The 24,315-nt window shown below is 72.7% G+C and carries 26 protein-coding genes; 21 read left to right on the forward strand and 5 right to left on the reverse strand.

All coding sequences use genetic code 11. The annotated features are described in order from the left end of the window. Nucleotides 1–93 precede the first annotated feature (93 nt). Nucleotides 94–483, forward strand: coding sequence for a hypothetical protein (locus ACLQ2W_RS18175; protein WP_425787466.1), 390 nt, complete (start codon nucleotides 94–96; stop codon nucleotides 481–483). 10 nt (nucleotides 484–493) lie between these two features. On the opposite strand, the gene ACLQ2W_RS18180 is transcribed toward ACLQ2W_RS18175, so the two are convergent. Then, on the reverse strand, nucleotides 494–712 hold the full coding sequence (locus tag ACLQ2W_RS18180; RefSeq protein WP_013287999.1) for a DUF397 domain-containing protein: 219 nt from the start codon (nucleotides 710–712) through the stop codon (nucleotides 494–496). Between the two features lie 66 nt (nucleotides 713–778). On the opposite strand from ACLQ2W_RS18180, the gene pepN reads away from it, so the two are divergent. The 6 genes from pepN to ACLQ2W_RS18210 all read left to right on the forward strand — a co-directional run bounded on the left by pepN (nucleotide 779) and on the right by ACLQ2W_RS18210 (nucleotide 6,863). Then, a complete protein-coding gene (pepN, locus tag ACLQ2W_RS18185; protein ID WP_425787467.1) occupies nucleotides 779–3,295 on the forward strand; it encodes an aminopeptidase N in 2,517 nt (838 codons plus the stop codon). 91 nt (nucleotides 3,296–3,386) lie between these two features. Next, complete coding sequence (gene nadD, locus ACLQ2W_RS18190; RefSeq protein ID WP_425787468.1) at nucleotides 3,387–3,983, forward strand: nicotinate-nucleotide adenylyltransferase; 597 nt, start codon at nucleotides 3,387–3,389, stop codon at nucleotides 3,981–3,983. Nucleotides 3,984–4,129: 146 nt separating this feature from the next. Then, nucleotides 4,130–4,501, forward strand: coding sequence for a ribosome silencing factor (gene rsfS, locus ACLQ2W_RS18195; protein ID WP_107155880.1), 372 nt, complete (start codon nucleotides 4,130–4,132; stop codon nucleotides 4,499–4,501). After that, complete coding sequence (locus ACLQ2W_RS18200) at nucleotides 4,498–5,127, forward strand: histidine phosphatase family protein (protein WP_425787469.1); 630 nt, start codon at nucleotides 4,498–4,500, stop codon at nucleotides 5,125–5,127. Before rsfS ends, ACLQ2W_RS18200 begins: the two co-directional genes overlap by 4 nt. Nucleotides 5,128–5,175: 48 nt before the next feature. After that, entirely contained in the window at nucleotides 5,176–6,027 is an 852-nt protein-coding gene (locus ACLQ2W_RS18205) for a DegV family protein (RefSeq protein WP_425787470.1), read from the forward strand. 59 nt (nucleotides 6,028–6,086) lie between these two features. Beyond that, nucleotides 6,087–6,863, forward strand: a complete 777-nt coding sequence (locus tag ACLQ2W_RS18210; RefSeq protein ID WP_425787471.1) for an SDR family NAD(P)-dependent oxidoreductase — start codon at nucleotides 6,087–6,089, stop codon at nucleotides 6,861–6,863. Between the two features lie 252 nt (nucleotides 6,864–7,115). Here ACLQ2W_RS18210 and ACLQ2W_RS18215 read toward each other — a convergent pair whose 3' ends face one another. After that, nucleotides 7,116–7,409 carry a hypothetical protein gene (locus ACLQ2W_RS18215; protein ID WP_425787472.1) on the reverse strand — a complete coding sequence of 98 codons (294 nt, stop codon included), beginning with the start codon at nucleotides 7,407–7,409 and terminating at the stop codon, nucleotides 7,116–7,118. Nucleotides 7,410–7,604: 195 nt separating this feature from the next. On the opposite strand from ACLQ2W_RS18215, the gene ACLQ2W_RS18220 reads away from it, so the two are divergent. The 7 genes from ACLQ2W_RS18220 (at nucleotide 7,605) to ACLQ2W_RS18250 (ending at nucleotide 14,603) form a co-directional block, all read left to right on the forward strand. After that, nucleotides 7,605–8,372 (forward strand): Scr1 family TA system antitoxin-like transcriptional regulator, encoded by a 768-nt coding sequence (locus ACLQ2W_RS18220; RefSeq protein WP_425787473.1) that lies wholly within the window; start codon nucleotides 7,605–7,607, stop codon nucleotides 8,370–8,372. Further along, nucleotides 8,369–8,563, forward strand: coding sequence for a DUF397 domain-containing protein (locus tag ACLQ2W_RS18225; RefSeq protein WP_425787474.1), 195 nt, complete (start codon nucleotides 8,369–8,371; stop codon nucleotides 8,561–8,563). Before ACLQ2W_RS18220 ends, ACLQ2W_RS18225 begins: the two co-directional genes overlap by 4 nt. Before the next feature lie 191 nt (nucleotides 8,564–8,754). Beyond that, nucleotides 8,755–9,681 carry a helix-hairpin-helix domain-containing protein gene (locus ACLQ2W_RS18230; RefSeq protein ID WP_425787475.1) on the forward strand — a complete coding sequence of 309 codons (927 nt, stop codon included), beginning with the start codon at nucleotides 8,755–8,757 and terminating at the stop codon, nucleotides 9,679–9,681. Beyond that, complete coding sequence (locus tag ACLQ2W_RS18235; protein WP_425787476.1) at nucleotides 9,678–12,053, forward strand: ComEC/Rec2 family competence protein; 2,376 nt, start codon at nucleotides 9,678–9,680, stop codon at nucleotides 12,051–12,053. The genes ACLQ2W_RS18230 and ACLQ2W_RS18235 overlap by 4 nt, the downstream gene beginning before the upstream one ends. A gap of 289 nt (nucleotides 12,054–12,342) precedes the next feature. Beyond that, nucleotides 12,343–12,705 carry a hypothetical protein gene (locus ACLQ2W_RS18240; RefSeq protein WP_425787477.1) on the forward strand — a complete coding sequence of 121 codons (363 nt, stop codon included), beginning with the start codon at nucleotides 12,343–12,345 and terminating at the stop codon, nucleotides 12,703–12,705. Between the two features lie 423 nt (nucleotides 12,706–13,128). Beyond that, nucleotides 13,129–14,109, forward strand: a complete 981-nt coding sequence (holA, locus tag ACLQ2W_RS18245; RefSeq protein ID WP_425787478.1) for a DNA polymerase III subunit delta — start codon at nucleotides 13,129–13,131, stop codon at nucleotides 14,107–14,109. Next, on the forward strand, nucleotides 14,106–14,603 hold the full coding sequence (locus ACLQ2W_RS18250) for a hypothetical protein (protein ID WP_425787479.1): 498 nt from the start codon (nucleotides 14,106–14,108) through the stop codon (nucleotides 14,601–14,603). Before holA ends, ACLQ2W_RS18250 begins: the two co-directional genes overlap by 4 nt. A gap of 277 nt (nucleotides 14,604–14,880) precedes the next feature. Here the strand turns inward: ACLQ2W_RS18250 and rpsT are convergent, their stop codons facing one another. After that, nucleotides 14,881–15,147, reverse strand: a complete 267-nt coding sequence (gene rpsT, locus ACLQ2W_RS18255; protein ID WP_405090828.1) for a 30S ribosomal protein S20 — start codon at nucleotides 15,145–15,147, stop codon at nucleotides 14,881–14,883. A gap of 187 nt (nucleotides 15,148–15,334) precedes the next feature. Continuing rightward, the gene (locus ACLQ2W_RS18260; protein WP_425787480.1) at nucleotides 15,335–16,321 is read right to left on the reverse strand and encodes a phosphotransferase family protein; all 987 of its coding nucleotides are present in this window, start codon (nucleotides 16,319–16,321) and stop codon (nucleotides 15,335–15,337) included. Nucleotides 16,322–16,395: 74 nt separating this feature from the next. Here ACLQ2W_RS18260 and ACLQ2W_RS18265 point away from each other — a divergent pair, with 74 nt between their 5' ends. The 7 genes from ACLQ2W_RS18265 (at nucleotide 16,396) to ACLQ2W_RS18295 (ending at nucleotide 23,329) form a co-directional block, all read left to right on the forward strand. Beyond that, nucleotides 16,396–16,932: a DUF4240 domain-containing protein gene (locus tag ACLQ2W_RS18265; protein ID WP_405090826.1), complete on the forward strand. Its 537-nt coding sequence runs from the start codon at nucleotides 16,396–16,398 to the stop codon at nucleotides 16,930–16,932. Nucleotides 16,933–17,060: 128 nt separating this feature from the next. Beyond that, nucleotides 17,061–18,938 (forward strand): translation elongation factor 4, encoded by a 1,878-nt coding sequence (lepA, locus tag ACLQ2W_RS18270; protein WP_405090825.1) that lies wholly within the window; start codon nucleotides 17,061–17,063, stop codon nucleotides 18,936–18,938. A 236-nt stretch (nucleotides 18,939–19,174) separates the two neighbouring features. After that, a complete protein-coding gene (locus ACLQ2W_RS18275) occupies nucleotides 19,175–19,459 on the forward strand; it encodes a GlsB/YeaQ/YmgE family stress response membrane protein (protein ID WP_343445592.1) in 285 nt (94 codons plus the stop codon). 259 nt (nucleotides 19,460–19,718) lie between these two features. Further along, nucleotides 19,719–20,003, forward strand: a complete 285-nt coding sequence (locus ACLQ2W_RS18280; RefSeq protein WP_405090823.1) for a GlsB/YeaQ/YmgE family stress response membrane protein — start codon at nucleotides 19,719–19,721, stop codon at nucleotides 20,001–20,003. Nucleotides 20,004–20,223: 220 nt separating this feature from the next. Continuing rightward, nucleotides 20,224–21,516, forward strand: a complete 1,293-nt coding sequence (locus ACLQ2W_RS18285) for a sugar ABC transporter substrate-binding protein (protein ID WP_425787481.1) — start codon at nucleotides 20,224–20,226, stop codon at nucleotides 21,514–21,516. Continuing rightward, nucleotides 21,513–22,502, forward strand: coding sequence for a carbohydrate ABC transporter permease (locus tag ACLQ2W_RS18290; protein ID WP_425787482.1), 990 nt, complete (start codon nucleotides 21,513–21,515; stop codon nucleotides 22,500–22,502). Before ACLQ2W_RS18285 ends, ACLQ2W_RS18290 begins: the two co-directional genes overlap by 4 nt. Then, nucleotides 22,499–23,329: a carbohydrate ABC transporter permease gene (locus ACLQ2W_RS18295; RefSeq protein ID WP_357300924.1), complete on the forward strand. Its 831-nt coding sequence runs from the start codon at nucleotides 22,499–22,501 to the stop codon at nucleotides 23,327–23,329. Before ACLQ2W_RS18290 ends, ACLQ2W_RS18295 begins: the two co-directional genes overlap by 4 nt. A gap of 93 nt (nucleotides 23,330–23,422) precedes the next feature. Here ACLQ2W_RS18295 and ACLQ2W_RS18300 read toward each other — a convergent pair whose 3' ends face one another. Continuing rightward, entirely contained in the window at nucleotides 23,423–24,283 is an 861-nt protein-coding gene (locus ACLQ2W_RS18300) for a hypothetical protein (RefSeq protein ID WP_425787483.1), read from the reverse strand. Nucleotides 24,284–24,315: the final 32 nt, after the last annotated feature.

Raw genomic sequence — 24,315 nt, forward strand, 5'->3', positions numbered from 1 at the left:
CTGGTTGGCTCGTACCCGGACCGGCGGCGGCCGGTCCGGCCCTCGCCGGGCCCGGCGTCCGGCGGGCGGTCACCGGCGACGGGGGAGGCACGGATGCGCGACAACCGGGCGGCGCGGCGGTATCACCGCGACGGGACGGCCGGGCTGCGGGGCGGCGGCCGGGCGGAGCCACTGACCGGCGGGCCCCGGCGGGCCGGGGCCCGCCCGCCGGGGTTCTTCACCGTGCACCTCGGCTTCGTGGCCGCCGACCCCGCCGTCGCGCGGGAGCTGGCCGTCGCGTACGCGGAAGCGCTCGACCTGCTCCGCCCGGAGCTGGCGCTCGGCGCGGCGGCGCTGTCCCCGGCCGACGCCTGGCACCGGGCCGAGCGGCTGTTCTGCGGGGCGGCCGGGCCCGACGGCGAGCGGTGTGCCGACGTGGCCGGCCATCCCGGCTTCCACCATGCGCCCGGGCCGGGCGGCCTCGGCTGGGGCGACGGTGACTGACCCGGGCGGCTCAGTCCAGGTCGAACTCGCCGTCCTGGGCGCCCGCCACGAACGCGTCCCACTCGGCCTGGGTGAAGACCAGGACCGGGCCGTCCGGCTCGGCCGAGTTGCGCATCCCGATCAGATCGTCGACGAAAGCCACCTCGACCGCGCCCTCGGACGTGTCGCCCTCCGCTCGCTGCCAAACCGCCCGAGAAAGGTCGAAATCGCCCTTGGGGTGTTGACCCATCGTTTTCCCTCCATCGCCACGCGTCACGGGAAGGCCCGTGCGGACCTCATCGGGCAGGATAAGCGGATGCCGAGCCTGACCCGTGTAGAGGCGACCGCGCGTGGCGCGTCGATCACCGTCGAGTCCTATCAGGTGGACCTCGACGTGACCGGCGACGCCGAGCGGTTCCGCTCCACCACCACCATCCGGTTCCGGGCCATCCCCGGCACCGAGACGTTCGTCGACGTCAAGCCCCGCCGACTCCTGCGGGTCCGCCTCAACGACCGCCACCTCGATCCGGCCCTGCTGACCGACGGGCGACTGCCGCTCACCGGGCTGGCCGAGGCTAACGAGATCACCGTCGAGGCCGAGATGGCCTACTCCAACACCGGCGAGGGGCTGCACCGCTTCGTCGACCCGGCCGACGGCGAGACGTACCTCTACGCGATGTCCTTCCTGGACGACGGGCCGCGCATCTTCGCCGCCTTCGACCAGCCCGACCTGAAGGCGCCGGTGACGCTGGCGGTCACCGCGCCGCCGGAGTGGACGGTGGCCGCGAACGGGCAGCTCGCCGACCGGCCGGCGCCGGGGCGGTGGGAGTTCGCCCCGACCGCGCCGCTGGCCACCTACCTCGTCTCGCTTGTCGCCGGGCCCTGGCACGTGCTGCGCGCCGAGCACGACGGCATCCCGCTCGGGTTCTACTGCCGGCGTTCGCTCGCGGCGCACCTCGACGCCGACGCGGACGAGATCCTCACCGTCACCCGGCAGTGCCTCGACCGCTTCCACCAGCTCTTCGCCGAGCGCTACCCGTTCGGCAAGTACGACCAGGCGTTCGTGCCCGAGTTCAACGCCGGCGCGATGGAGAACCCGGGCCTGGTGACGCTGCGCGACGACTACGTCTTCCGGTCCGCGGTCACCGACAGCCAGCGTGAGTACCGGGCCACCGTGATCGCCCACGAGATGGCGCACATGTGGTTCGGCGACCTGGTCACCATGCGCTGGTGGGACGACCTGTGGCTGAACGAGTCGTTCGCGGAGTACCTCGGCACCCGGGTCACCGCCGAGGCCACCCGCTTCGACCATGCCTGGACCACCTTCGCGATGCGTCGCAAGGCGTGGGGATACGCCGCCGACCAGCGCCCCTCCACCCACCCGGTGGCGCCCGAGGAGGTCGCCGACGCCGCGGCGGGCCTGCTCAACTTCGACGGCATCTCGTACGCCAAGGGCGCCGGCGTGCTGCGCCAGCTCGTCGCCTGGCTCGGTGACGACGTGTTCCTCGCCGGCCTGAACGCGCACTTCGCCACGCACCGGTTCGGCAACGCCACCCTCGCCGACCTGCTCGACAGCCTCGCCTCGGCCGCCGGCCGGGACCTCAGTGGCTGGGCCGAGCGGTGGCTGCGCCGGGCGCAGGTCAACACGCTGCGGATGGAGACTGCGGTGGACGCCGACGGCCGGTGGAGCGAGGTGGCGGTGACGCAGACCGCGCCGACGACCCATCCGGTGCTGCGACCGCACCGCATCGGCGTGGCCCAGCACACCGCCGAGGGCCCGACGCGCCGGTTCGAGGTCGACCTCGACCCGGACGCCGACGGCGGCCGGACGCCGCTGCCCGAGCTGGTCGGTCAGCCCGCCACCGGCCTGCTGCTGCCCAACGCGGGCGACCTCACGTTCGCCAAGATCCGGCTCGACGCGGCCTCCGCCGACGCGGTGCCGATGCTGCTCCCCGGGCTCGACGACCCGCTGGCCCGGGCGCTGCTCTGGGGTGCGGCGCTGGACGCCGCCACCGACGGCGAGCGGCCGGTCGCCGAGCTGGTCGCCCTGATCACCGCCGCGCTGCCGGCCGAGACCGAGGTGATCATCGCGGAGGACGTGCTCGCGCTCAGCCGCAACCTCGTCGACCGCTACCTGGAGCCGCTGGCCCGGGACGCGGCGCTGCTGCGGATCGCCGAGGCGTGCCGGGCGCTGCTGGCCGGCGCCCCCGCCGGCGGTTCGCTCCAGCTCGCCGCCGTGCGGGGCCTGATCGGCGCCACCACTGATGCCGACCTGCTCCGCGGCTGGCTGGCCGGCGCGGGCGTGCCGGAGGGGCTGGCGGTCGACGCCGACCTGCGCTGGGCGCTGCTGCACCGGCTGGTGGTGCTGGGCGGCGCCGGCGAGGCGGAGATCGCCGCCGAGTCGGCCGGCGACCGCAGCGCCACCGGCGCCGAGCGGGCGGCCGACTGCCGGGCGGCCCTGCCGGACGCCGACGCCAAGCGGGCGGCCTGGGAGATCATCGTCAGTAACACCGAGCTGTCGAACCGGTTGGTGGAGGCCACCGCCGAGGGGTTCTGGCAGCCGGAGCAGGCGGAGCTGACCGCCGGCTACGTCGAGCGTTACTTCGCCGAGATGCCGGCGACCGCGCGTCTGCGTACCGCGTGGGTGGCCGACCGGGTGGCGGCCGTGGCGTTCCCGCGCTACGCCGTGGCGCAGTCCACCCGGGAACTGGCCGCGGCGTTGCTGGCCCGCGACGACCTGACGCCGGGGCTGCGCCGGCGGGTCGTCGACCTGGACGACGACCTGCGCCGCGCGCTGGTGGCCCGGACGGCGGTGGCCGCCGTGGGCGCCTGACCGACGCCTCGCGCCGGGCGGCCGACCACCCGCCCGGCGCGAGCCGGCGACCCCGGCTGACCGACACCGGGGCGCGGCCTAGGATCGCGGGGTGGAGGAAGACATCCGGCGGATCGGCATCATGGGTGGCACGTTCGACCCGATCCACCACGGTCACCTGGTGGCGGCGAGCGAGGTGGCCGACCGGTTCGGGCTGGACGAGGTGGTCTTCGTGCCGACCGGGCAACCGTGGCAGAAGGCGGACGAACCGGTCAGCCCGGCCGAGGACCGCTACCTGATGACCGTGATCGCGACCGCCTCCAACCCCCGCTTCCAGGTGAGCCGCGTCGACATCGACCGCGGCGGGCCCACCTACACCGTCGACACGCTGCGCGACCTGCACGCCGAGTGCGGCCCGAAGGCGCAGCTCTTCTTCATCACCGGCGCGGACGCGCTGGAGCGCATCCTCTCCTGGAAGGACCTGGACGACGTCCTGGAGCTGGCCCACTTCATCGGGGTGACCCGCCCCGGCTTCGAGTTGACCGACAAGCACCTTCCGGCCGACTCGGTCAGCCTGGTGCAGGTGCCCGCCATGGCCATCTCCTCGACCGACTGCCGCGCCCGGGTCGCCCGGGGCGAGCCGGTCTGGTACCTGGTACCGGACGGTGTGGTGCAGTACATCGCCAAACGGCGCCTCTACCAGCGATGATCTCGCCCGTTACCGCCCTGTTCGTGCCGATAACCGGCCAGAACTGACAGGTCGTCACGCCGCCCGGTGTGAGAGGCTTGGAGGGTCGCACGGTTGATCGAAGGAGAACGGTGACCACCATTCCGGAACGCGCCTACGAGCTGGCGATGGCCGCTGCCCAGGCCGCGGCCGACAAGAAGGCACAGGACATCGTCATCATCGACGTGGGCGACCAGCTCGCGATCACCGACGCGTTCCTGGTGGCCTCCGCTCCGAACGAGCGTCAGGTCCTCGCCATCGTCGACGCCATCGAGGAGCGCCTGCTGGAGCTGCCGGAGAAGGCCAAGCCGGTCCGCCGCGAGGGTGAGCGGGGCGGTCGCTGGGTGCTGCTCGACTACGTCGACATCGTGGTGCACGTCCAGCACACCGAGGAGCGCGAGTTCTACGCGCTCGACCGGCTCTGGAAGGACTGCCCGCAGATCCCGTTCGTGGACCGCGACCTGGCCGACTCGGCCGCCGGCACCGCCACCGCCGAATGACCCGCCTGATCATCTGGCGGCACGGCAACACCGACTGGAACGCGCAGAGCCGCGTCCAGGGGCAGACCGACGTGCCGCTCAACGACCTCGGCCGGGAGCAGGCCCGCGCCGCCGCGTCGGTGCTGGCCGCGCTGCGCCCGGACGCCATCGTCGCCAGCGACCTGCGCCGCGCCGCCGACACCGCCGCCGCGCTGGCCGCGTCGACCGGGCTGCCGGTCCGTTCCGACCCACGGCTGCGGGAACGGCACTTCGGGCAATGGCAGGGCCTGGCCCTGGCCGAGGCCGCCGAGCGGTTCCCCGACGAGTTCGCCCGCTGGCGGGCCGGCGACCCCGACCCCGGCGCCGGCATCGAGAGCCTCGACGACCTGGGCGGGCGGCTCGGCGCCGCATTCCGCGACGCGGCCGACCTGGCCACCGGCGGCACCGTGGTGGTCACCACCCACGGCGGCGGGGCCCGGCAGGGCATCGGCCACCTGCTCGGCTGGGACCACGTGGTGCTGCGCAGCGTCGGCTCGCTGGCCAACTGCCACTGGACCGAGCTGCGCCACGACGACGATCGCGGCTGGCACCTGCGCGCGCACAATGTCGGGCTGATCACCCAGCCGGCGCTCACCGACGCGGTCTGAGCCGGTCGGCCCCGGCGCGGCACCGCGACATCGGCTAGCGTGCCGGTCATGCCCGTAGCGGTCGTCACCGACTCCACCGCCTACCTGCCCCCCGAGATGGTCCGCGCGCACCGGCTCACCGTCGTCCCGCTGACCGTCGTGCTCAACGGCGCCGAAGGGCTGGAGGGCATCGAGACCTTCCCGGCGGACGCCACCCGCGCGCTGGGTGCCCGACGCGTCTCGGTGAGCACCTCCCGGCCCGCGCCGGAACAGTTCGCGCAGGTCTACCGCGCGTTGCTCGCCGACGGCGCGGACGGCGTGGTCTCCGTGCACCTCTCCGCCGGGCTGTCCGGCACCGTCGACGCCGCCCGGCTCGCCGCCGTCGAGGTCGGCGACGACCGGGTCGCGGTGGTGGACAGCCGCTCCACCGGCATGGGCCTCGGCTTCCCGGCGCTCGCCGCCGCCTCGGCCGCCGCCGGGGGCGCCGACCTGACCGGGGTACGCGCGGCGGCGCTGGACGCGATCGACCGGACCACCATCTTCTTCTACGTCGACACGCTGGAGTTCATGCGTCGGGGTGGCCGGATCAACGCGGCCGAGGCGCTGCTCGGCACCGCGCTCTCGGTCAAGCCGATCATGCACATGCCGGCCGGCGCGATCGTGGTGCGGGACAAGGTCCGCACCGCCAGCCGGGGCGTGGCGCGCCTGGTCGACCTGGCCGTCGAAGCGGCCGGCGACCACGACGTCGACCTCGGGGTGCACCACCTCGCCGCCCCGCAGCGCGCCGAGGCGTTGCTGGCGGCGCTGACCGAGCGGCTGGGGGACCGGCTGCACGACACGTACGTCACCGAGGCCGGCGCGGTGGTCGCCGCGCACGCCGGTCCCGGGCTGGCCTGCGTGGTCGTCCACCGCCGCCCGTGACGGTTCCCGTGGCGGGCGGTCACCGGGCGCGCCGCGGTCGCCCGCACCAGGTTGATCGCATGAACGCGCGGTCGTACGTCGTCACCGGAGGCGGGCGGGGGGTCGGACGGGCCGTTGTCGAACGGTTGACCGCCGACGGTGGCGCGGTGGTCGTGGTCGAACGGGACGACAGCGCGCTCGACTGGCTGGCCGGGCATCCGGCCGCCGACCGGCTGCACGCCGTCACCGGGGACGCCGCCGACGAGGCGGTCACCGGCCGGGCCGCGGACCGCGCCGAGGCGTTCGCACCGCTGGCCGGCTGGGTGAACAACGCCGCGGTCTTCCGCGACGGCGACCTGCACCGGGTGCCCGCGACCGAGGTGTTCGACCTGATCGCGGCCAATCTGCGCCCCGCCGTGGTGGGGGCCGGCACCGCCGTACGCCGGTTCCTGGCCGCCGGGAGCGGCGGCGCGATCGTCAACGTCTCCTCCCACCAGGCCCGCCGGGCGGTGCCGGGCGCCCTGCCGTACGCCACCGCGAAGGCCGCCGTGGAGGGGCTGACCCGGGCGCTCGCGGTCGACTACGGCCGGCACGGCATCCGCACCAACGCGGTCGCGCTCGGCTCGATCCACACCGAACGGCACGCCGCCTACCTGGCCGGGCTGGACCGGGCCGGGGTGGAGCACGTCGAGTCGGAACTGGCCCGGCTGCACCCGGTGGGCCGGATGGGGCGTACCGGGGAGGTGGCCGACGTGGTCGCGTTCCTGCTGTCGGAGGCGGCCTCGTTCGTCAACGGTGTGACGCTGCCGGTCGACGGCGGTCGGGCCGCGCTCGGGCTGGACCCGGAGGCACGCTGACCGGCGCGCTCCTCCGGCCGTGCTGGCCGTGAGTGACGGCGCGCGCCGAAGACACCCGTGCCATTCCACTCAAGCCCACCCGGCCCGTGACTGGAACGCCAGGGCTGTCTCCGGCCCGTTTTGGCAACCATGACGTTCCACCCACCGCGGACCACCCACCGCGCTTCGCGCCCTCTCTGGCCGCCCGGCCCCACATCTCTGTCGTCGAGAGTTACGGACTCTGCAACGGTAGGTGCGGGCGGCCGCTGCTCCTCATGTTGGCACCGACGCTTTCACGCGGGCCTGTTGCGGCTGGTGGGTGCTGCCGGAGTGGGTAGCGGCGAGCAAGCGGAGTCCGGCCGGCTGTACGAATAGCTCCCGCTTGGCGACCGCCTCGCCCCTGGCATTCAGCTCGTAAGCCTCGATCCAGGTCCAGCCGTCGTAGCAGTGCCGGTCGATCATCTCTCGGATGACTCGGACGACGATCGGGCGAACGAACTGCACGCTCGCGGAGCGGGTCAGGTGCAGGACGTCTCCACCCCTGATCAAGCCCGTGCTTCCCGGCACGCGTTCACCTCCGTCACTGGGAAGGGGCCGCCCCTGGCTGCTCGCCCAAGGGGCGACCCCGACAGCGCTCCCGCCGGGCATCGGGCCTCCACCGGGTAGCGCCGCTCATCGACCACCCTGCCGAGTGCTACGGGATCAGTACACAGCGTTGATGTATGGTGCCGAGATATCCAGGACGTCCATCGGGGAGGTGGGATGAACCACGTACTCCAGGCGGCGATGGTTGAGGCTGGCGAGACGGCCGAGAGTCTTGCAGATCAAACCGGTGTAGATCCGAAGACGGCAGCGCGTTGGATCTCCCCGGGACGTGTGCCGCAACCACGCCGACGCGCGCAGGTGGCCAAACTCCTTGGTCGGGACGTTGCGGATCTATGGCCCGATGTCCTCAAAAGACGTGAGCCCCAGTGGCTACGTGAGTGGGTCGATTGGGAACGGGAAGCGGTAGCGGTCCGGTGGTTCGAGCACTGTTGGATACCTGGCCTACTTCAGACCGAGGCGTACGCACGGGCGACGCTTGCCGGTGAGGCGCTGACCTCGGTGGAAGTGAACGATCTGGTCGCCTCGCGTATCGAGCGGCAAGCGATCCTGCGTCGAGAGCGCCCACCCTTGTTCGTCGCCGTCATCTTCGAGGCAGTGCTGTACCAGTCGGCGTATGGCGACCGTGAGCTGATGTGCGAACAGGTCGAGCACCTCGCCCGCTGCGCAGCCCTTCCCATGGTGCAGGTGCACATCGTGCCGAAGGACGTGGGCATGTATCCAGGTCTCGGTGGCGGCTTCATCATCGCTGAGCTGCCCAGCGGCGAGCACGTCGCGCACGTCGACAGCCAGGGACCGGCGCAGATCGTCAATCAGCCTGCGCCCGTTGCTACGCTCAGCCGTAGGTGGGAGCGCATCAGGGGTGAAGCCCTCTCCCGAAACCAGTCCTCAGACCTGATCAGAGAAGCGGCAGGATCATGGACATGACCGGTGCGCGGTGGCGCAAGAGCACGAAGAGCGGCAACAACGGTGGCTCGTGTGTCGAGGTCGCCGACAACCTGCCCGGCGTCGTCCTGGTCCGAGACACAAAGGACCGCGACGGCGGAACGCTGGCCATCGGCCCGGCATCCTGGCAGGGCTTCGTCAACCTGGCGAAGAAGATCGGCCCCATGGGCTGACCAGAGGCCAAGCGCAGCCCCGGCATCCCTGATGGATGCCGGGGCTGCTTCGCGTCGCGGTACGCGAGAAGACCAGTCATCGCCAGCACATCGCCCGCATGATCGGGTGGTTGTCCACAACCGCGCTGTTGTCCACAGGCGAGGGTACGCGGGACAGCTCTCGGCCCGGCGTCGCCGCTAGCGTCCCGGCCGTGTCAGACGACGAGGAGACGACGGTACAGCGGAGGCTCGCCCGGCTGTTCACGCCGGCGGCGGGCAGGGCTGCCGTTCCGGCTCTCGCCGGCAGCGCTCCGCGGGCCGTCCGAGCGGCGGTGCCCGAGTCGCCACCGGCGTACCCGTTCGCCGAGCCGGACCGCCCCGAACCGCGACGCGGACACCCGGCGCCCCTGTCGGGGACACCGACGACGGACGATGCGGACGGGCCCCACGAGGACAGCCCGGACCCGGAGGCCGGGCTGACGTCCCGGCTGCCCGGGCCGGGCGCGTTCGATCCGGGCCGGCGAGGCGTCCGCGTCCTGGCCGTGGTGGCCGCGATCGTCGTCCTGGTGGCCGCCGTCTGGGCGTGGCGATCCCGGCCGAGCGCCGAACCGGTCCGGCCGGTCGAGTCGGTCGGCGAGACGCCGGCCGGGGTGGCGACGCGGGCGCCGACCGAAGCGGCCGACCCGGCGGGTCCGTCCGGCCAGGTGGTCGTCACGGTCGCCGGCAAGGTCCGCCGCCCCGGGCTGGTCCGGCTCCCGGCCGGCGCCCGGCTGGCCGACGCCCTGACGGCGGCCGGGGGAGCACTGCCCGGGATCGACGTGGCGCTGCTCAACCCCGCCCGGAAGGTCACCGACGGTGAGCTGATCCTGGTCGGCGTCACCGCCCCGCCCGGGCAGCCCGCCCCCGGTCCGGCGGCCGGCGGCGGTGCGCCCGGTGGTCCGGCGGCCGGGCCGGTCAACCTGAACACCGCCACGCTGGCCCAGCTCGACGCGCTGCCCGGCGTCGGCCCGGTGCTCGCCCAGCGGATCCTCGACCACCGGGACCAGCACGGCGGGTTCCGGTCCGTGGCCGACCTGCGTCAGGTCGACGGCATCGGGGACGCCCGCTACGAGCAGCTCAAGGAACTGGTGACGGTGTGAGCGCCGACGGTGGGGAGGCCGGGCCGGACCTGCGACTGGCCGGTTTCGCGGTGGCGGCCTGGCTCGCCGCGCTGGCCGGGCTGCACCTCTCCGTCCGGTGGACCGCCGGGCTGGCCGCCGTCGCCGCCACGCTCGCGCTGGTCGCGGGCCTGCACCTCGGTGGCGTGCTGGGTCACCCCGTCGGCCCGGCCCGCCGGTACGGCTGGATCGCCGTCACCGTCCTGCTCGGCGCGCTCTGCGGGGCGGCGGCCACCGGGGCGCGGGTCGCGGTCCGCGACGCCGCCCCGGTCCGCACGCTCGTCGCCGAACGCGCCCTGGTCACCGCCGACCTGGTGGTCCGGGACGACCCCCGCCCGGTGCGCGGCGCGCCCGGCCGCGCGGCCACCCTGCTGGTCCGGGTCGATCTGGTACGCCTCACCGGCGCCGACGGCGGTCAGGTCACCGGCCCGGTGCGCGGTCTGGTGCTGGCCACCGACCCCGGCTGGCGGGGGCTGCTGCCGGGGCAGCGCGTCACCACCCGGGGACGGCTCGCCGCGCCGCGCGGCGGCGACCTGACCGCGGCGGTGCTCTCGGCCACCGGGCCGCCCACCCGGCACGGCGCCGCGTCGTGGCCGCAGCGGGCGGCCGGCGCGCTGCGGGCCGGGTTGCAGCGGGCCTGCGAGCCGTTGCCGGACGCCCCGGGAGGGCTGCTGCCCGGCCTGGTGGTGGGCGACACCAGCCGGCTGCTGCCCGAGGTGGAGGAGGACTTCCGGGCCACCGGGATGACGCACCTCAACGCGGTGTCCGGGTCCAACGTGGCCATCGTGGTGGGAGCGGTGCTGCTGCTGGCCCGCTGGGCGCGCGCCGGTCCGCGTACCGCCGTGGCGCTCTGCGGGCTGGCGCTTGTCGGCTTCGTCATCCTGGTGCGACCCTCGCCGAGCGTGGTGCGGGCCGCGGCGATGGGTGCGATCGGGCTCGCCGCGCTGGCCGCCGGCCGGCCCCGGGCCGCGCTGCCCGCCCTGGCCGCGGCGGTCGCCGGGCTGGTGCTGCTGGACCCGGATCTGGCCGGTGACCCGGGCTTCGCGCTGTCGGTCTGCGCCACCGGCGGGCTGCTGTTGCTGGCGTCGGGCTGGCGGGACGCGCTGCGTCACCGGGGCGTACCGCCGGGGCTGGCGGAGGCGCTGGCGGTGCCGGCCGCCGCGCAGCTCGCCTGCGGCCCGGTGATCGCCGCGCTGTCCGCGACCGTCAGCCTGGTGGCGGTGCCGGCGAACCTGCTGGTGGTGCCCGCCGTCGCGCCGGCCACGGTGCTGGGTGTGCTCGCCGCGGTGCTGTCGCCGGTGTGGCCGGCCGGCGCGGAGTTCCTCGCCTGGCTGGCGAGCTGGCCGGCGCGTTGGCTGGTGGCGGTGGCGACCCACGGGGCCGGGCTGCCGGCCGGGAACCTGCCCTGGCCAGGCGGGGTGACCGGCGGCCTGCTGCTGACCGCCGTGAGCGTGGCGCTGCTGCTCGCCACCCGGCACCGTCGGGCCCGACGGCTGGTCGCGGTCGTGGCGCTCGCCGTGGTGCTGGGCGCGGTGCCGATCCGGTTGCTCGCCTCCGGGTGGCCGCCGCGCGACTGGGTGGTGGTGGCGTGCTCGGTGGGCCAGGGCGACGCCGTGGTGCTGCCGGTCACCCCCGGCCGGGTCGTGGTGGTCGACGCCGGCCCGGAGCCGTCCGGCGTGGACGCCTGCCTGCGCCGCCTTCGGGTACGCGAGGTGTCGTTGCTGGTGGTCAGCCACTTCCACGCCGACCACGTGGGCGGGGTGGCCGGGGTGTTCCGGGGCCGCCGGGCCGGCGCGGTGGTGGGCCCGCCCTGGTCCGATCCGCCCTACGGGGTGGCCCAGGTGCGCGAGGCGGCCCGTCGGGGTGGTGCGTCGCTCGCCCCGGCGTCGGCGGGTTGGCGCTGGCGGGCCGGCGCGGTGGAGGTGGTCGCGGTCGGGCCGCCGTACCCGCTGCGCGGCAGCCGCTCCGACCCGAACAACAATTCCCTGGTGCTGACCGCCACGGTGGCCGGTGTGCGGATCCTGCTGGCCGGGGACGCCGAGACCGAGGAGCAGCGGGCATTGCTGGAGACGGTGCCGGCCGGCGCGTTCCGGGCGGAAGTGCTGAAGGTGGCGCATCACGGGTCCGCCTACCAGGATCCGGACTTTCTCGCCACGGTGCGCCCGGCGGTCGCGCTGGTCTGCGTCGGTGTCGACAACGACTACGGGCATCCCAACGCCGGTCTACTGGGGCGGTTGAGCAGGGGCGGCGCGCGGGTGATGCGTACCGACACCGACGGGGACGTGGCCGTCGTGAGGGTCGGAGCCGGTCTGGCGGTGGTGGCGCGTGGCACCGGGCCCGGACGGTCGCGGTGAAGCTCTGCCCGCCACACTGCCGCGGTCGCTGGCAGCCCCAACCGCCGGAGTGGCAGTTTCGCTGTCCTGGTTGGCTGTGACGGGCACGGGCCCCCGACACAGCATTGACAACCAGGCGAGGCAAACGCCCTGGTCAGAGGATATCGCCGTGGGTCGAACCTGATGAATACCGACAGATTTGTCTTATCTGGAATTTAGCTGGTCATCTATGGATTTGATCCCCCGGGTGGGCCAACCTGGGGCCACCGTACGGGTGACCATGTCTCGACAAGCGATGGGAACTCCAGCCATGAAGAACAAGAACTTGATCCTCGCCGGCGCGGGGGCGGCACTGGCCGGCGGCCTCCTGCTGGCCGTACCCCTGACTGCCGCCGCCGACCCCGGCTCGACCACGGCCGCCAAGTCGCAGGTGGCGATGGCTCCGATGTCCCAGCGGACCGGCACCTCGGTGTCGGTGTCGCCGGGAGCCAACGGGGTCGCCACCGTCACCTGCCCGGCCGGCACGATCGTGACCGGCGGTGGCGGCCAGACATCCGCCTTCGACATCTTCATCACCGACTCCTTCGCCTCCGGCAACGGCTGGGCGGTGCGCGGCAGCAACCGGGGCGCGACGGTCCAGACCATCAGAGCCGTCGCCATCTGCATCGGCTAGTCGTGGCGACCATGGGCCTCGTCGACGGCGTGCCGGCCTGAGACCAGGCGAGACCTCCGGCGAGGCGTGCGGTGTCGACGCCCACGACCGGACCGGAGGTCTCCTGGTCGCTGAGGGTCCGGGATGCTTCCCGGTCGGTACGCGCGCTGGTCGATCCGGCCGCGCGCGCGGTGCTGCTGGACGCGACAGGGCCGAGCGGTGCTCATCCCCCGCCGGGGTGCCGCCGCTGCAAGGCCGTCCGGGTCGGCGCCGGTCTGGCGGGTGGTGGTGCGCGGCTCCGAGCCGGGGCGGTCGCGCTGAAGGCGCCGAGATTCTGCGCTATAGGTCAGGAATCAAGGCAAATGTCTGGATTTGCGTTGAGTGCGGGTTGGGCCGTCACAGTCCGCGATGAGCAGGCACGATCCGCCCCGAGGGCGTGCGAGTATGTGCGACGTGACCCCCGCCAGCCTGCCTCCCATTCTGCTCGTCCTCGGCGACGAGGAGCTGCTCGCCACGCGCGCGGTCTCCGACGCGGTCGCCCGGGCCCGCGCGGTGGACCCCGACGTGGACGTGCGGGAATGCCAGGCCGGCTCGCTGGCGGTCGGTGAGATCGACGAGATGCTGAGCCCGTCCCTGTTCGGCGGTCGCCGGGTGCTGGTGCTCCGCTCCGGCCAGGACACCCGCAAGGACCTGTCCGCCGCACTGCTGGCGTACGCGAAGAATCCCGACCCGGACGTGCAGCTCGTGGTGCTGCACCTGGGCGGCGCCAAGGGCAAGGCGTTCGCCGACGGCCTGCGGTCGGCGGGCGCGACCGTGGTGCCGGCGGGCAAGCTCAAGGGGCACCGTGAGCGGGTCGCCTTCGTCCGGGACGAGATCCGCCGCCATGGCGGGAAGTGTGCCGAGGACGCGGCCGAGGCGCTGATCGCGGCCGTCGGCAACGACCTGCGTGAGCTGGCCGCCGCCTGCTCGCAGCTCGTCGCCGACACCGACGGTCGGATCGACGCCGAGACGGTCGCCCGCTACTACCGGGGCCGGGTCGAGGTGACCGGCTTCACCGTGGCCGACGCGACGATGGTCGGTGACGTTCCCGGCGCCTTGGAGGCGCTGCGCTGGGCGCTGCACGTCGGGGTCGATCCGGTGCCCATCGCGGACGCGCTCGCCGACGGCGTGCGGACCGTGGCCCGGGTCGCCTCGGCCGGGCGGGGCAGCGCCTACCAGCTCGCCAGCAGCCTGGGCATGCCGGCGTGGAAGATCGAGCGGGCCCAACGCCAGGGTCGGGGCTGGACGCCGGAGGGCCTGGTCACGGCGATGCGGGCCGCCGCCGAGTGCAACGCGGCCGTCAAGGGCGGCGCCGACGACCGGGCGTACGCGTTGGAGCGGGCCGTCTTCTCGGTGGCCGCGGCCCGGCAGGGCGGCGCCCGGTGACCCGAGCGTGGTCGACCGTGCCGACGGACGAGGACCGTTACCGGCCCCTCTACGCCCGGGTGCTCGGCCTGCGCTTCGTCAACCCGGGTGGGGTGCTCTGCTTCCTCTTCTTCGAGGGCGCGGTGGCGCTGGCCGTGCTGCTCTCGCTCGCCGAGTTGGTGAGCTGGTGGGCGGTGCTGGTGCTGCCGACCGCCGTGGCGGTCATGGTCAAGCTCAACGACGTGGTGGCCGAGATCGTGATCCGCACCGCGGCCCAGGTGCCCGACCAGGAGCGGGACCGCTTCCGCCGGCAGATGGAGCCGGTCGTCGGGCGGGCCCGGGTGCCGGCCACGGTCCGGGCGGTGTCCGGCGGCCTGAGCCTGACCGGCGACAGTGCCACCCGCTCGGCGGCTCCCTACCACCGGGCGGGGCGTTCGGCGCCGCCGCTCGACCGGCCCGAGGAGCGGGGCCGGCGGACCGCCTCCGAGATCACCTGGCCCGATCCCTTCCGCTGACCGCCGTTCGCTCCGCCCAGCCGTGCCAGTCTGTCAGCCGCGCCAGTCTGTCAGCCGCGCCAGTCTGTCAGCCACGACCGATGCGGTTCAGCCAGCCAGCCAGCCAACCAGCCGCGCCAGTCCGTCGCGCCGCGCCAGCCAGCCGCGCCCGCCCGGGCCGCGGCCCATGCCAGCCGGACCGCGTGCGCGCGCCCGATCCCGCGCCGGTGGAGAAACGCGGACAGCCGGAAGCCCTGGGGCGGTGGCCCCAGGGCTTCCGAGCAGGTCTACGGTCTTGTCAGGCCGAGAACGAGGCGACGCGCTTGGCGATCGCCGACTTCCGGTTCGCCGCCTGGTTGGCGTGAATGACACCCTTGCTGGCGGCCTTGTCCAGCTTCCGGGTGGCCTCCTGCATGAGCACGGAGGCCTTCTCGGTGTCGCCCGCCTCGGCAGCCTCGTGGAACTTGCGGATGGCGGTCTTCAGCGACGACTTGACCGACTTGTTACGCAGCCGGCGCTTCTCGTTCTGCCGGTTGCGCTTGATCTGGGACTTGATGTTCGCCACGCGACAGCCTCGTCTTGATAGCTCGGGTTGGTCAGCTTGCGTACGCGACGAGCATGCGTCATCGCCGCGCGAATGGTCAGGCTACCAGGTCGTTCCCGGACGAGCCAAAACGCCTCCCGAACGCACCGGTCAGCAGCGGTGAGAAGGGGCCCCTTCTCTACCGGAAACGTTAAGCGGGGGCCCCTCCTTACCCCCGGGCCCAGCCGCGGCGGGCGGTGAGCCAGGTGAGGGCCTGGGTGCCGCTCCACTGCTGGTGGGAGCGCAGGTGTGGGGAGGCGGTCGACGGGCCGGCGGCGGCGCCGGTGAGGAAGTAGCCGGCGAGTGCGGCGAGGCTCACGTCCAGCGCGTCCGCGGGCGCCCCGGCGGTCGCCGGGTGGCGGGCGAAGGCGGTGTCCGCGTCGAGGCCGCTGGCGTACCCGGTGAGCAGCAGGCCGGCCAGGTCGAACCAGGCGGGCCCGTGGCAGAGCCAGGTCCAGTCGCAGAGCCAGGCGCGACCGTCGGCGTCGATCAGGAGGTTGTCCACCCGCAGGTCACCGTGGGCCAGCCCGGGGGCGGCGTCGGCATACCCGGGGAGGCGGGACTCCAGCGCGACCAGCTCCGCCAGCGGGACGCCCGCCGCCGCCGCGGGCAGCGGTTCGCGGCCGGCGGCCACCTCGCCCCACCACAGGATGTCGTCCCGGGCCAGGTCGGCCAGGCGCGGCAGCCCGAGCGCGACGAGGTCCCCGGGCGGTTCGGCGAGCGCGGCGGCCACCTCGGCGTACGTGGCGAGGGCCGCCGCCAGCTCGGCCGGGTCCCAGGGCAGCCGAGGGGTGTGCCCGTCGATCGCGTCGAGCGCGAGCGCGTACCAGCCGGACCCGGTCAACGCCCAGCGCGGCCGGGGCACCGGCAGGCCGGCGGGGAGCCGGGCCAGGATCGCGGCCTCGTGGGCGTACCAGTCGACCAGGTGCCGCTGCCCGGCCAGCGCCGCCGCCTTGACGAACACCCGGTCGCCGGTCGGGCCGGTCAGCACGGCGGCGAAGCCGCGCGTGAAGCCGCCGCCGGCCACCCGGACCTCGGCCGGTGGGCCGCCGAGCCGGGCCGCCAGCGCGTCGCGCAGCCCGTCCGGCAGGTCGGCCCAGCCGGGTCGTTCGGCCGTCTCCCCGTACGGAACGGGTGGTAGCGAGATCGCACGCACCGCTCCATGCTGCCGTACCGCCACCACCGCCGGGTGCGGGCGGCGCGTCGGTGGGCTCTGCCAGACTGCCGACCATGAGGACCGAGGACTTCTGGCAGTTGATCGACCAGGCCCGGGCCAACGCCGGGGGAGAGGCCGACGCGGTCGCCGTGCGGGCGGTCGCGCTGCTCGCCGAGCGCGATCCGGAGGAGATCGTCGGGTACGCCCACCACCAGCGGCGGGTGCTCGCCGCCTCCTACCGGGTCGACCTGTGGGGCGCGGCGTACCTGATCAACGGGGGCGCCTCGGACGACGGCTTCGAATACTTCCGGGGCTGGCTGATGACGCAGGGCCGGGCCGTCTTCGCGCGGGCGGTGACCGAGCCGGATTCGCTGGCCGAGCTGCCCCGGGTCCGCTCCGCCGCGCTCAGCGGCGAGGAGTTCGAGTGCGAGCGGATGCTGTCGGTGCCCTGGGAGGCGTACCGGCAGGCCACCGCGTCCGAGTTGCCGGCCGACCGGGACCCGGTGAAGGTGCCGGACCTGAACGACTTCTGGGACTTCGACGACGAGGAGGAGGCCCGCCGCCGGCTGCCCCGGCTCGCCGCGCTCTTCGTCGAGCCGCCGGCGGAGTGACGCCCCGCCGGGCGGCGGGTGGCCGGGCAGTGCCGGGGGAGCCCGGGCGCGCGCCGGACGACGTGGGAGCATAGAGGGGGCCGGCGGCGCGCCGGCCCGCTCACGTCAGCCGACCAGAACGGACCGCTGTGCCACCGAAGCTCGATCCCGGCGCGAACGCTCCTGGTGCCACCGACCCGGCGCGCATCCGGAACTTCTGCATCATCGCCCACATCGACCACGGGAAGTCGACCCTGGCCGACCGGATGCTGCAGCTCACCGGCGTGGTCGACCCCCGGCAGATGCGCGCGCAGTACCTGGACCGGATGGACATCGAGCGCGAGCGTGGCATCACCATCAAGAGCCAGGCCGTCCGGATGCCGTGGACGATCCGGGAGGGTGACCGGACCGGCGAGACCGCCGTGCTCAACATGATCGACACCCCCGGCCACGTCGACTTCACCTACGAGGTGTCCCGCTCGCTGGCCGCCTGCGAGGGCGCGGTCCTGCTTGTCGACGCCGCGCAGGGCATCGAGGCGCAGACCCTCGCGAACCTCTACCTGGCGCTCGAGAACGACCTGCGCATCATCCCGGTGCTCAACAAGATCGACCTGCCGGCCGCCCAGCCGGAGAAGTACGCCGAGGAGCTGGCGCACCTGATCGGCGGTGACCCGGCGGACTGCATCCGGGTCTCCGGTAAGACCGGTGAGGGCGTGCCGTACCTGCTCGACGAGATCGTCCGGCAGTTCGTGCCGCCGGTGGGGGAGGCCGACAGCCCGGCCCGCGCGATGATCTTCGACTCGGTGTACGACGTCTACCGCGGCGTGGTCACGTACGTCCGGGTGATCGACGGCCGCATCTCGGCCCGGGACCGGATCAAGATGATGTCCACCGGCGCGGTGCACGAGCTGCTGGAGATCGGTGTCATCTCGCCGGAGATGGTGAAGGCCGACGCGCTCGGCGTCGGCGAGGTGGGATACCTCATCACCGGCGTGAAGGACGTCCGCCAGTCGCGGGTCGGTGACACGGTCACCATCAACGGCAACCCGGCCCGGGAGGCGCTTGGCGGCTACAAGGACCCGAAGCCGATGGTCTACTCGGGTCTCTACCCGATCGACGGCTCGGACTACCCGAACCTGCGCGAGGCGCTGGACAAGCTCAAGCTCAACGACGCGGCGCTGGTCTACGAGCCGGAGACGTCCGGCGCGCTGGGGTTCGGCTTCCGTTGCGGCTTCCTCGGCCTGCTGCACCTGGAGATCATCCGGGAGCGGCTGGAGCGGGAGTTCAACCTCGACCTGATCTCCACCGCGCCGAACGTGGTCTACCGGGCCATCACGGAGGACGCCCAGGAGATCGTGGTGACCAACCCGAGCGAGTACCCGACCGGCAAGATCGCCGAGGTGTACGAGCCGACCGTGCGGGCCACCGTGCTGACGCCGAACGACTACGTCGGCGCGGTGATGGAGCTGTGCCAGGGCCGCCGGGGCAACCTGCTCGGCATGGACTACCTCTCCGCCGACCGGGTGGAGCTGCGCTACACGCTGCCGCTGGCCGAGATCATCTACGACTTCTTCGACCAGCTCAAGAGCCGCACCAAGGGGTACGCCTCGCTCGACTACGAGACCTCCGGCGAGCAGGCGTCCGACCTGGTGAAGGTGGACATCCTGCTGCACGGTGAGCCGGTGGACGCGTTCAGCGCCATCGTGCACAAGGACAAGGCGTACAACTACGGCACCACGATCGCGGCGAAGCTGCGGTCGCTGATCCCCCGTCAGCAGTTCGAGGTGCCGATCCAGGCGGCCATCGGCAGCCGGGTGATCGCCCGGGAGACGATCCGCGCGATCCGCAAGGACGTGCTCGCCAAGTGCTACGGCGGTGACATCAGCCGGAAGCGCAAGCTGCTGGAGAAGCAGAAGGAGGGCAAGAAGCGGATGAAGATGGTGGGCCGGGTGGAGGTTCCCCAGGAGGCCTTCATCGCGGCGCTCTCGTCCGACTCCGGCGACGGCAAGCCCGCCGGCAAGAAGTAGCCCCGACGACCCCACGAAACCGGCCGGCACCTCCGTCGAGGGTGCCGGCCGGTTCGCGTACTCAGGAAATTTTCAGCTCGCCGGAACCGCTCCCACCTGCGGGTTTCGGGTCTTCGAGCCGCCGGGAGCCGGCGAGACGGGGATTCGGCCGGTTTCGGTTTCTGGTCGGTCGGGAACTTAGCGGTCACGACAGCAACCGCACAGAACGTGCGAAACCGCTTATAGGAGGACCGACCGTGGAGTTCACCGTCTGGGGCATCATCACCGCGCTGATCGTCGGCCTGATCGTCGGCGCGCTGGGCCGGCTGGTCGTGCCGGGCCGGCAGAACATGCCGATGTGGCTGCACATGCTGATCGGTGTGGGCGCCGCGCTGCTGGGCACGATCGTCGCCCGGGCCTCCGGCTTCGCCGACACCGCCGGCATCGACTGGCGCGAGCTGCTGCTGCAGGTGCTCTTCGCCGCCATCGCCGTGGCCCTGGTGGCCGGGGTCGGTCGTCGGCGGGGCGTCACCCACCACTGACCGCGTACCAACGCGCCTCGACGGGCGCCCGGCCGACCGGCCGGGCGCCCGTCGCCGTTTCGCATTGAAGCCGGTCGGTTCGCCGACGGCAGGGACGACGGCAGCCCTGGCCGGCCCTTGGGCGGGAAAACCCAGCTCAGGGTAGGGATGAACGATTCGTCACCCGAGTCGGTTTGGATTTTTCGCCGGTCGGGAACTTACCGGTCACGACAGAAACCACACGACATCGTGTGACTCGATCTGAAGGAGGAGGGCGACCATGGAGCTCACCGTTTGGGGCATCATCACGGCGCTGGTCGTTGGTCTGATCGTCGGCGCGCTGGGCCGCCTGGTCGTGCCGGGCCGGCAGAACATGCCGATGTGGCTGCACATGCTGATCGGCGTCGGTGCCGCGCTGCTGGGCACGATCGTCGCCCGGGCCTCCGGCTTCGCCAACACCGCCGGCATCGACTGGCGCGAGCTGCTGCTGCAGGTGCTCTTCGCCGCCATCGGCGTCGCCCTGGTGGCCGGTGTCGGCCGTCGGCGTGGCGTCTCGCGCTACTGACCCCCACCACGACGCTCGACGGGCGCCCGGCCACTGGCCGGGCGCCCGTCCGCGTACTCCCGCTCTGACCTGCCCGGACGGCACCCCTGCCGGCCGGGCGTTCGGCTGCGATACGGTCGCCTCGGTCGCCCGCCGGGCCCACCCCCTGTTGTAAAGGAAATTTTCCTACTAAGGTGCGGCGGAGAAGGTTAGTGCCAAACGGCCCTGAGGGAGATATGGCGTGAACAGGTGGAAGCGGCTGGCTCCGGTCACCGCCATCGTGGCGTCGGCCGCGCTGGTGCTGACCGGTTGCGGTGGCTCCGGCGACGATGACAAGGCCGCCGACAACAGCAAGCTGACGGTCTGGATGATGGGCGAGGGCGGCGACGCCCAGACCACGTTCCTCGACACGGTCGAGGCGGAGTTCAAGAAGAAGCACCCCGAGACCGACGTCGTGGTGCAGTACATTCCCTGGCTCGAGGCGCCGAAGAAGTTCCAGGCCGCGCTCGCCGGCGGGGAGGGCCCGGACGTCACCGAGCTGGGCAACACCGAGACCCAGGGCTGGGCCGCGCAGGAGGCCCTGGCCGACGTGACGGACAAGTTCAACGGCTGGTCCGAGGGCAAGGACATCCTGCCCGACCTGGTGAAGAACGCGCAGCTCGACGGCAAGCAGTACGGCGTGCCGTGGTACGCCGGCGTGCGCGCCGTCTACTACCGCACCGACTGGTTCGCCGAGGCGGGTGTGAAGCCGCCGACGAACTGGGACGAGATGGTCGCCGCCGCCAAGGCCGTCCAGGCCAAGAAGCCCGGCACCTACGGCATCGCCCTGCCCGGCAACTCCGAGCTGCCGTTCTACTCCTTCCTCTGGGGTGCCGGCGGCGAGATCGCCACCAAGGACGGCGACACCTGGAAGTCCGGCTACAACACGCCCGAGGCGCAGAAGGCGGTCAAGTTCTGGACCGACCTGGTGACCGTGCACAAGGTCGCCCCGCCGGCCGCCGCCGGCTGGAACGAGGTCGACGCCCGGACCCAGTTCGCCACCGGCAAGGCCGCCATGGCGTTCGCCGGTAGCTGGCAGGGCGGCGCGATGAAGAAGGACAACCCCGACATCGAGAAGGTCTGGGGCACGTTCCCGATCCCCGGCCCGGACGGCAAGGCCGCCCCGGCGTTCGCCGGCGGTTCCGACATCGCGGTCTGGAAGGACAGCGAGCGGTCGGCGTTGGCCTGGGACTACATGACCGTGCTGCTGAGCAAGCAGAAGGACCAGGAGTTCGCCAGCAGCCTCGGCTTCTTCCCGGTCTACCAGGACCTGGTCAGCGGCGGGAACTACGCCAACGACAAGGTGATGGCCGCGTTCGCGACCGCCATCCAGAACACCAAGCTGACCCCGCTCACCCCGAAGTGGGTCGAGGTCAGCCGCACCAAGACGGTGACCCAGGCGATGAACAGCTCGGTCATCAAGGGCCAGAAGACGGTCGAGAAGGCAACCGCCGACGCGGCCACCGAGATGGAAAGCATTCTCAACGCCAAGTGACAACGCTGACCAAGGCCACCGGCGAGGCCGCCGCGCGGGAGAACCCCGCGCGGCGGCGCCGCCGAAAGGTGGACCGCCTCCCGTACCTGTTGCTCCTGCCCTGCCTGGCGATCATCGCCGTGCTGTTGCTCTGGCCGCTCGGCCAGGTCGTGATGATGTCCTTCTACAAGCTGGACAGCGTCCGGCAGCTCCGGGGGGACCGCGAGTGGCCCTGGGTCGGCCTGGCCAACTACGCGCAGATCCTCGGCGACCCGTTCTTCCGGACCGTGCTGCGCAACACCGTGCTCTTCGCGTTCGCCAACGTGGCGCTCACCATGGTGCTCGGCACGCTGGTCGGGCTGCTGCTCAACCGGCTCGGCAAGAAGATGGCCACGTTCGTGGCGAGCTGCGTGATGCTCGCCTGGGCCACCCCGGCGCTGACCGGCACCATCGTCTGGAAGTGGATCTTCGACGACACGAGCGGCCTGGTCACCTGGCTGTTCAACAAGCTGCCCGACGGCCTCTCCACGACGCTGTTCGGGCGTAGCGACTGGACCGGCTACGGCTGGTTCAACGACCCGCTGCTGTTCTTCGGCATCCTGACGCTGGTGGTGGTCTGGCACTCGTTCCCGTTCATCGCGGTGAGCGTGCTGGCCGGGCTCAAGAGCGTGCCCACCGAGTTGCAGGAGGCGGCCCGCGTCGACGGCGCCGGGCCGTGGCGGGTCTTCTGGTCGGTCACGTTCCCGATGCTCCGGCCGGTCTTCGGCATCCTGGTGGTGCTCTCCACGATCTGGGACTTCAAGGTCTTCACCCAGCAGTTCGTGCTGGCCGGCGGCACCCAGGACCGGTCGACGTTCATGCTGTCGATCTACTCGTACGCGGAGGCGTTCTCGCCGCCGCCGAAGTACGGCCTCGGCTCGGCGATCGCCGTCATCCTCACCGTGATCCTGCTCGCGGTGACCGCCCTGTACGTCCGCATGGTGCTCAAGCAGGAGGACGAGTCGTGAAGAAGATCGCGCTCAACGGCGCCGGCCTGCTGGTCGCGCTCTTCGCCGCGTTTCCCGTCTACTGGATGATCGCGACGTCGCTGAAGCCCAACCGGGAGATCTTCTCGGCCACGCCGCGCCCGGTGCCGGCGGAGCCCACCCTGGAGCACTACCGGGAGATCCTCACCGGCAATCTGATCCCCGGCGTGACGTTCCTCGACTTCTTCCTCAACAGCGTGCTGGTCGCGGTGGCCACCGTGCTGCTGAGCGGGCTGGTCGCGCTGCTCGCCGCGACCGCGGTGGCCCGGTTCCGGTTCAAACTGCGCACCAGCTTCCTGATCCTGCTCCTGGTGGTGCAGATGATTCCGCTGGAGGCGCTTGTCATCCCGCTGTTCCTGATGATCCAGCGGCTCGGCCTCTACAACACGCTGCCCAGCCTGATCCTCACCTACCTCGGCTTCTCGCTGCCGTTCGCGGTCTGGATGCTGCGCGGCTTCGTCGCGGCGGTGCCGAAGGAACTGGAGGAGGCCGCCGCGATCGACGGGGCCAGCCGGGCGCAGACGTTCCGCAAGGTGCTGTTCCCGCTGGTCGCGCCCGGCCTGGTGGCGACCAGCATCTTCTCCTTCATCACCGCCTGGAACGAGCTGATCTTCGCGTTGACGTTCATCAACGACCAGCAGCGGTACACGCTGCCGGTGGCGATGACGTTCTTCTTCGGCCGGGACGACACCGCGTGGGGCTCGGTGATGGCCGCGTCCACGCTGTTCACGCTACCGGTGATCATCTTCTTCCTGCTGGTCCAGCGCCGGATGGTCTCCGGGCTGGTCGCCGGCGCGGTGAAGGGCTGATCCCCGGTCGACCTCGATGACGGGCCGTCGGCGGGAAGCCGGCGGCCCGTCGACGGCTCAGGTGCCGGCTCAGGTGCCGGCTCAGGTGCCGGCTCAGGTCTCGGCGAAGACCTCGGCCAGCACCTGCGTCGCCGGGTCGCCCTTCACCCGGCCCCAGGTGCCCTGCTCGGCGGTCCACTCCAGGCTGCCGAAGCGGACCCGCTTCACGCCGTTGTCGTCGGCGTGCGAGACCAGCCAGTGCGCGTAGCGCCAGCCGTCCCGGTCGTCACCGGCCGGCACGGTCAGCCCGGTCAGCGTCGTCGCCGCGGTCAGGCGGGGCAGGCCCCAGTCCAGCGTCAGCCCCTCCAGCACCGCGCTGGCGGCGGCCGGGCCCCGCAGCGTCGGAGTCGAACCGACCGTGCAGGCCACCGCGCCGGTCGCCTGGCCGAGCAGCGCGCGGGTGAGGACCTCCGACTCGTCCGCCCACTTCTGGTACGCCTCGGGGTAGGCCGACCGCTGCACCCGTTGGGCGGCCTCGGTGACCCGCATCCGCTCCCAGCCCTTGACCTTCTTCAGCGCGGCGTAGAACTTCCGGGCCGCGTAGCGCGGGTCCTGGATCTCCTCCGGCGTGCCCCAGCCCTGGCTCGGGCGCTGCTGGAACAGGCCGAGCGAGTCCCGGTCGCCGTGCGCGATGTTGCGCAGGTGCGACTCCTGGTAGGCGGTCGCCAGCGCCACCACCACCGCGCGCTCGGGCATCCGGCGCTGCACGCCGATGGCGGCGATGGTGGCCGCGTTGGCCATCTGGTCGGCGCCCAGCACCACCTCGCCGTCGGCCTGCACGGTGCAGGTCCGGCTGGCCAGCGGCAGCCGCAGGTGGTGACCGAACTGCTTGGTCACGAACCAGATCGCGAGCAGGGCCAGCACGCACACCACCACACCAGATGCCACGATCGCCGGTCGCGTCCGCACCCGCACCCCCTGTCCTGACAGTCCGCCCAGCGTACGTC

Source organism: Micromonospora sp. DT227, from assembly GCF_049841835.1.
In the GTDB taxonomy this organism is placed as follows: Bacteria; Actinomycetota; Actinomycetes; order Mycobacteriales; family Micromonosporaceae; genus Micromonospora.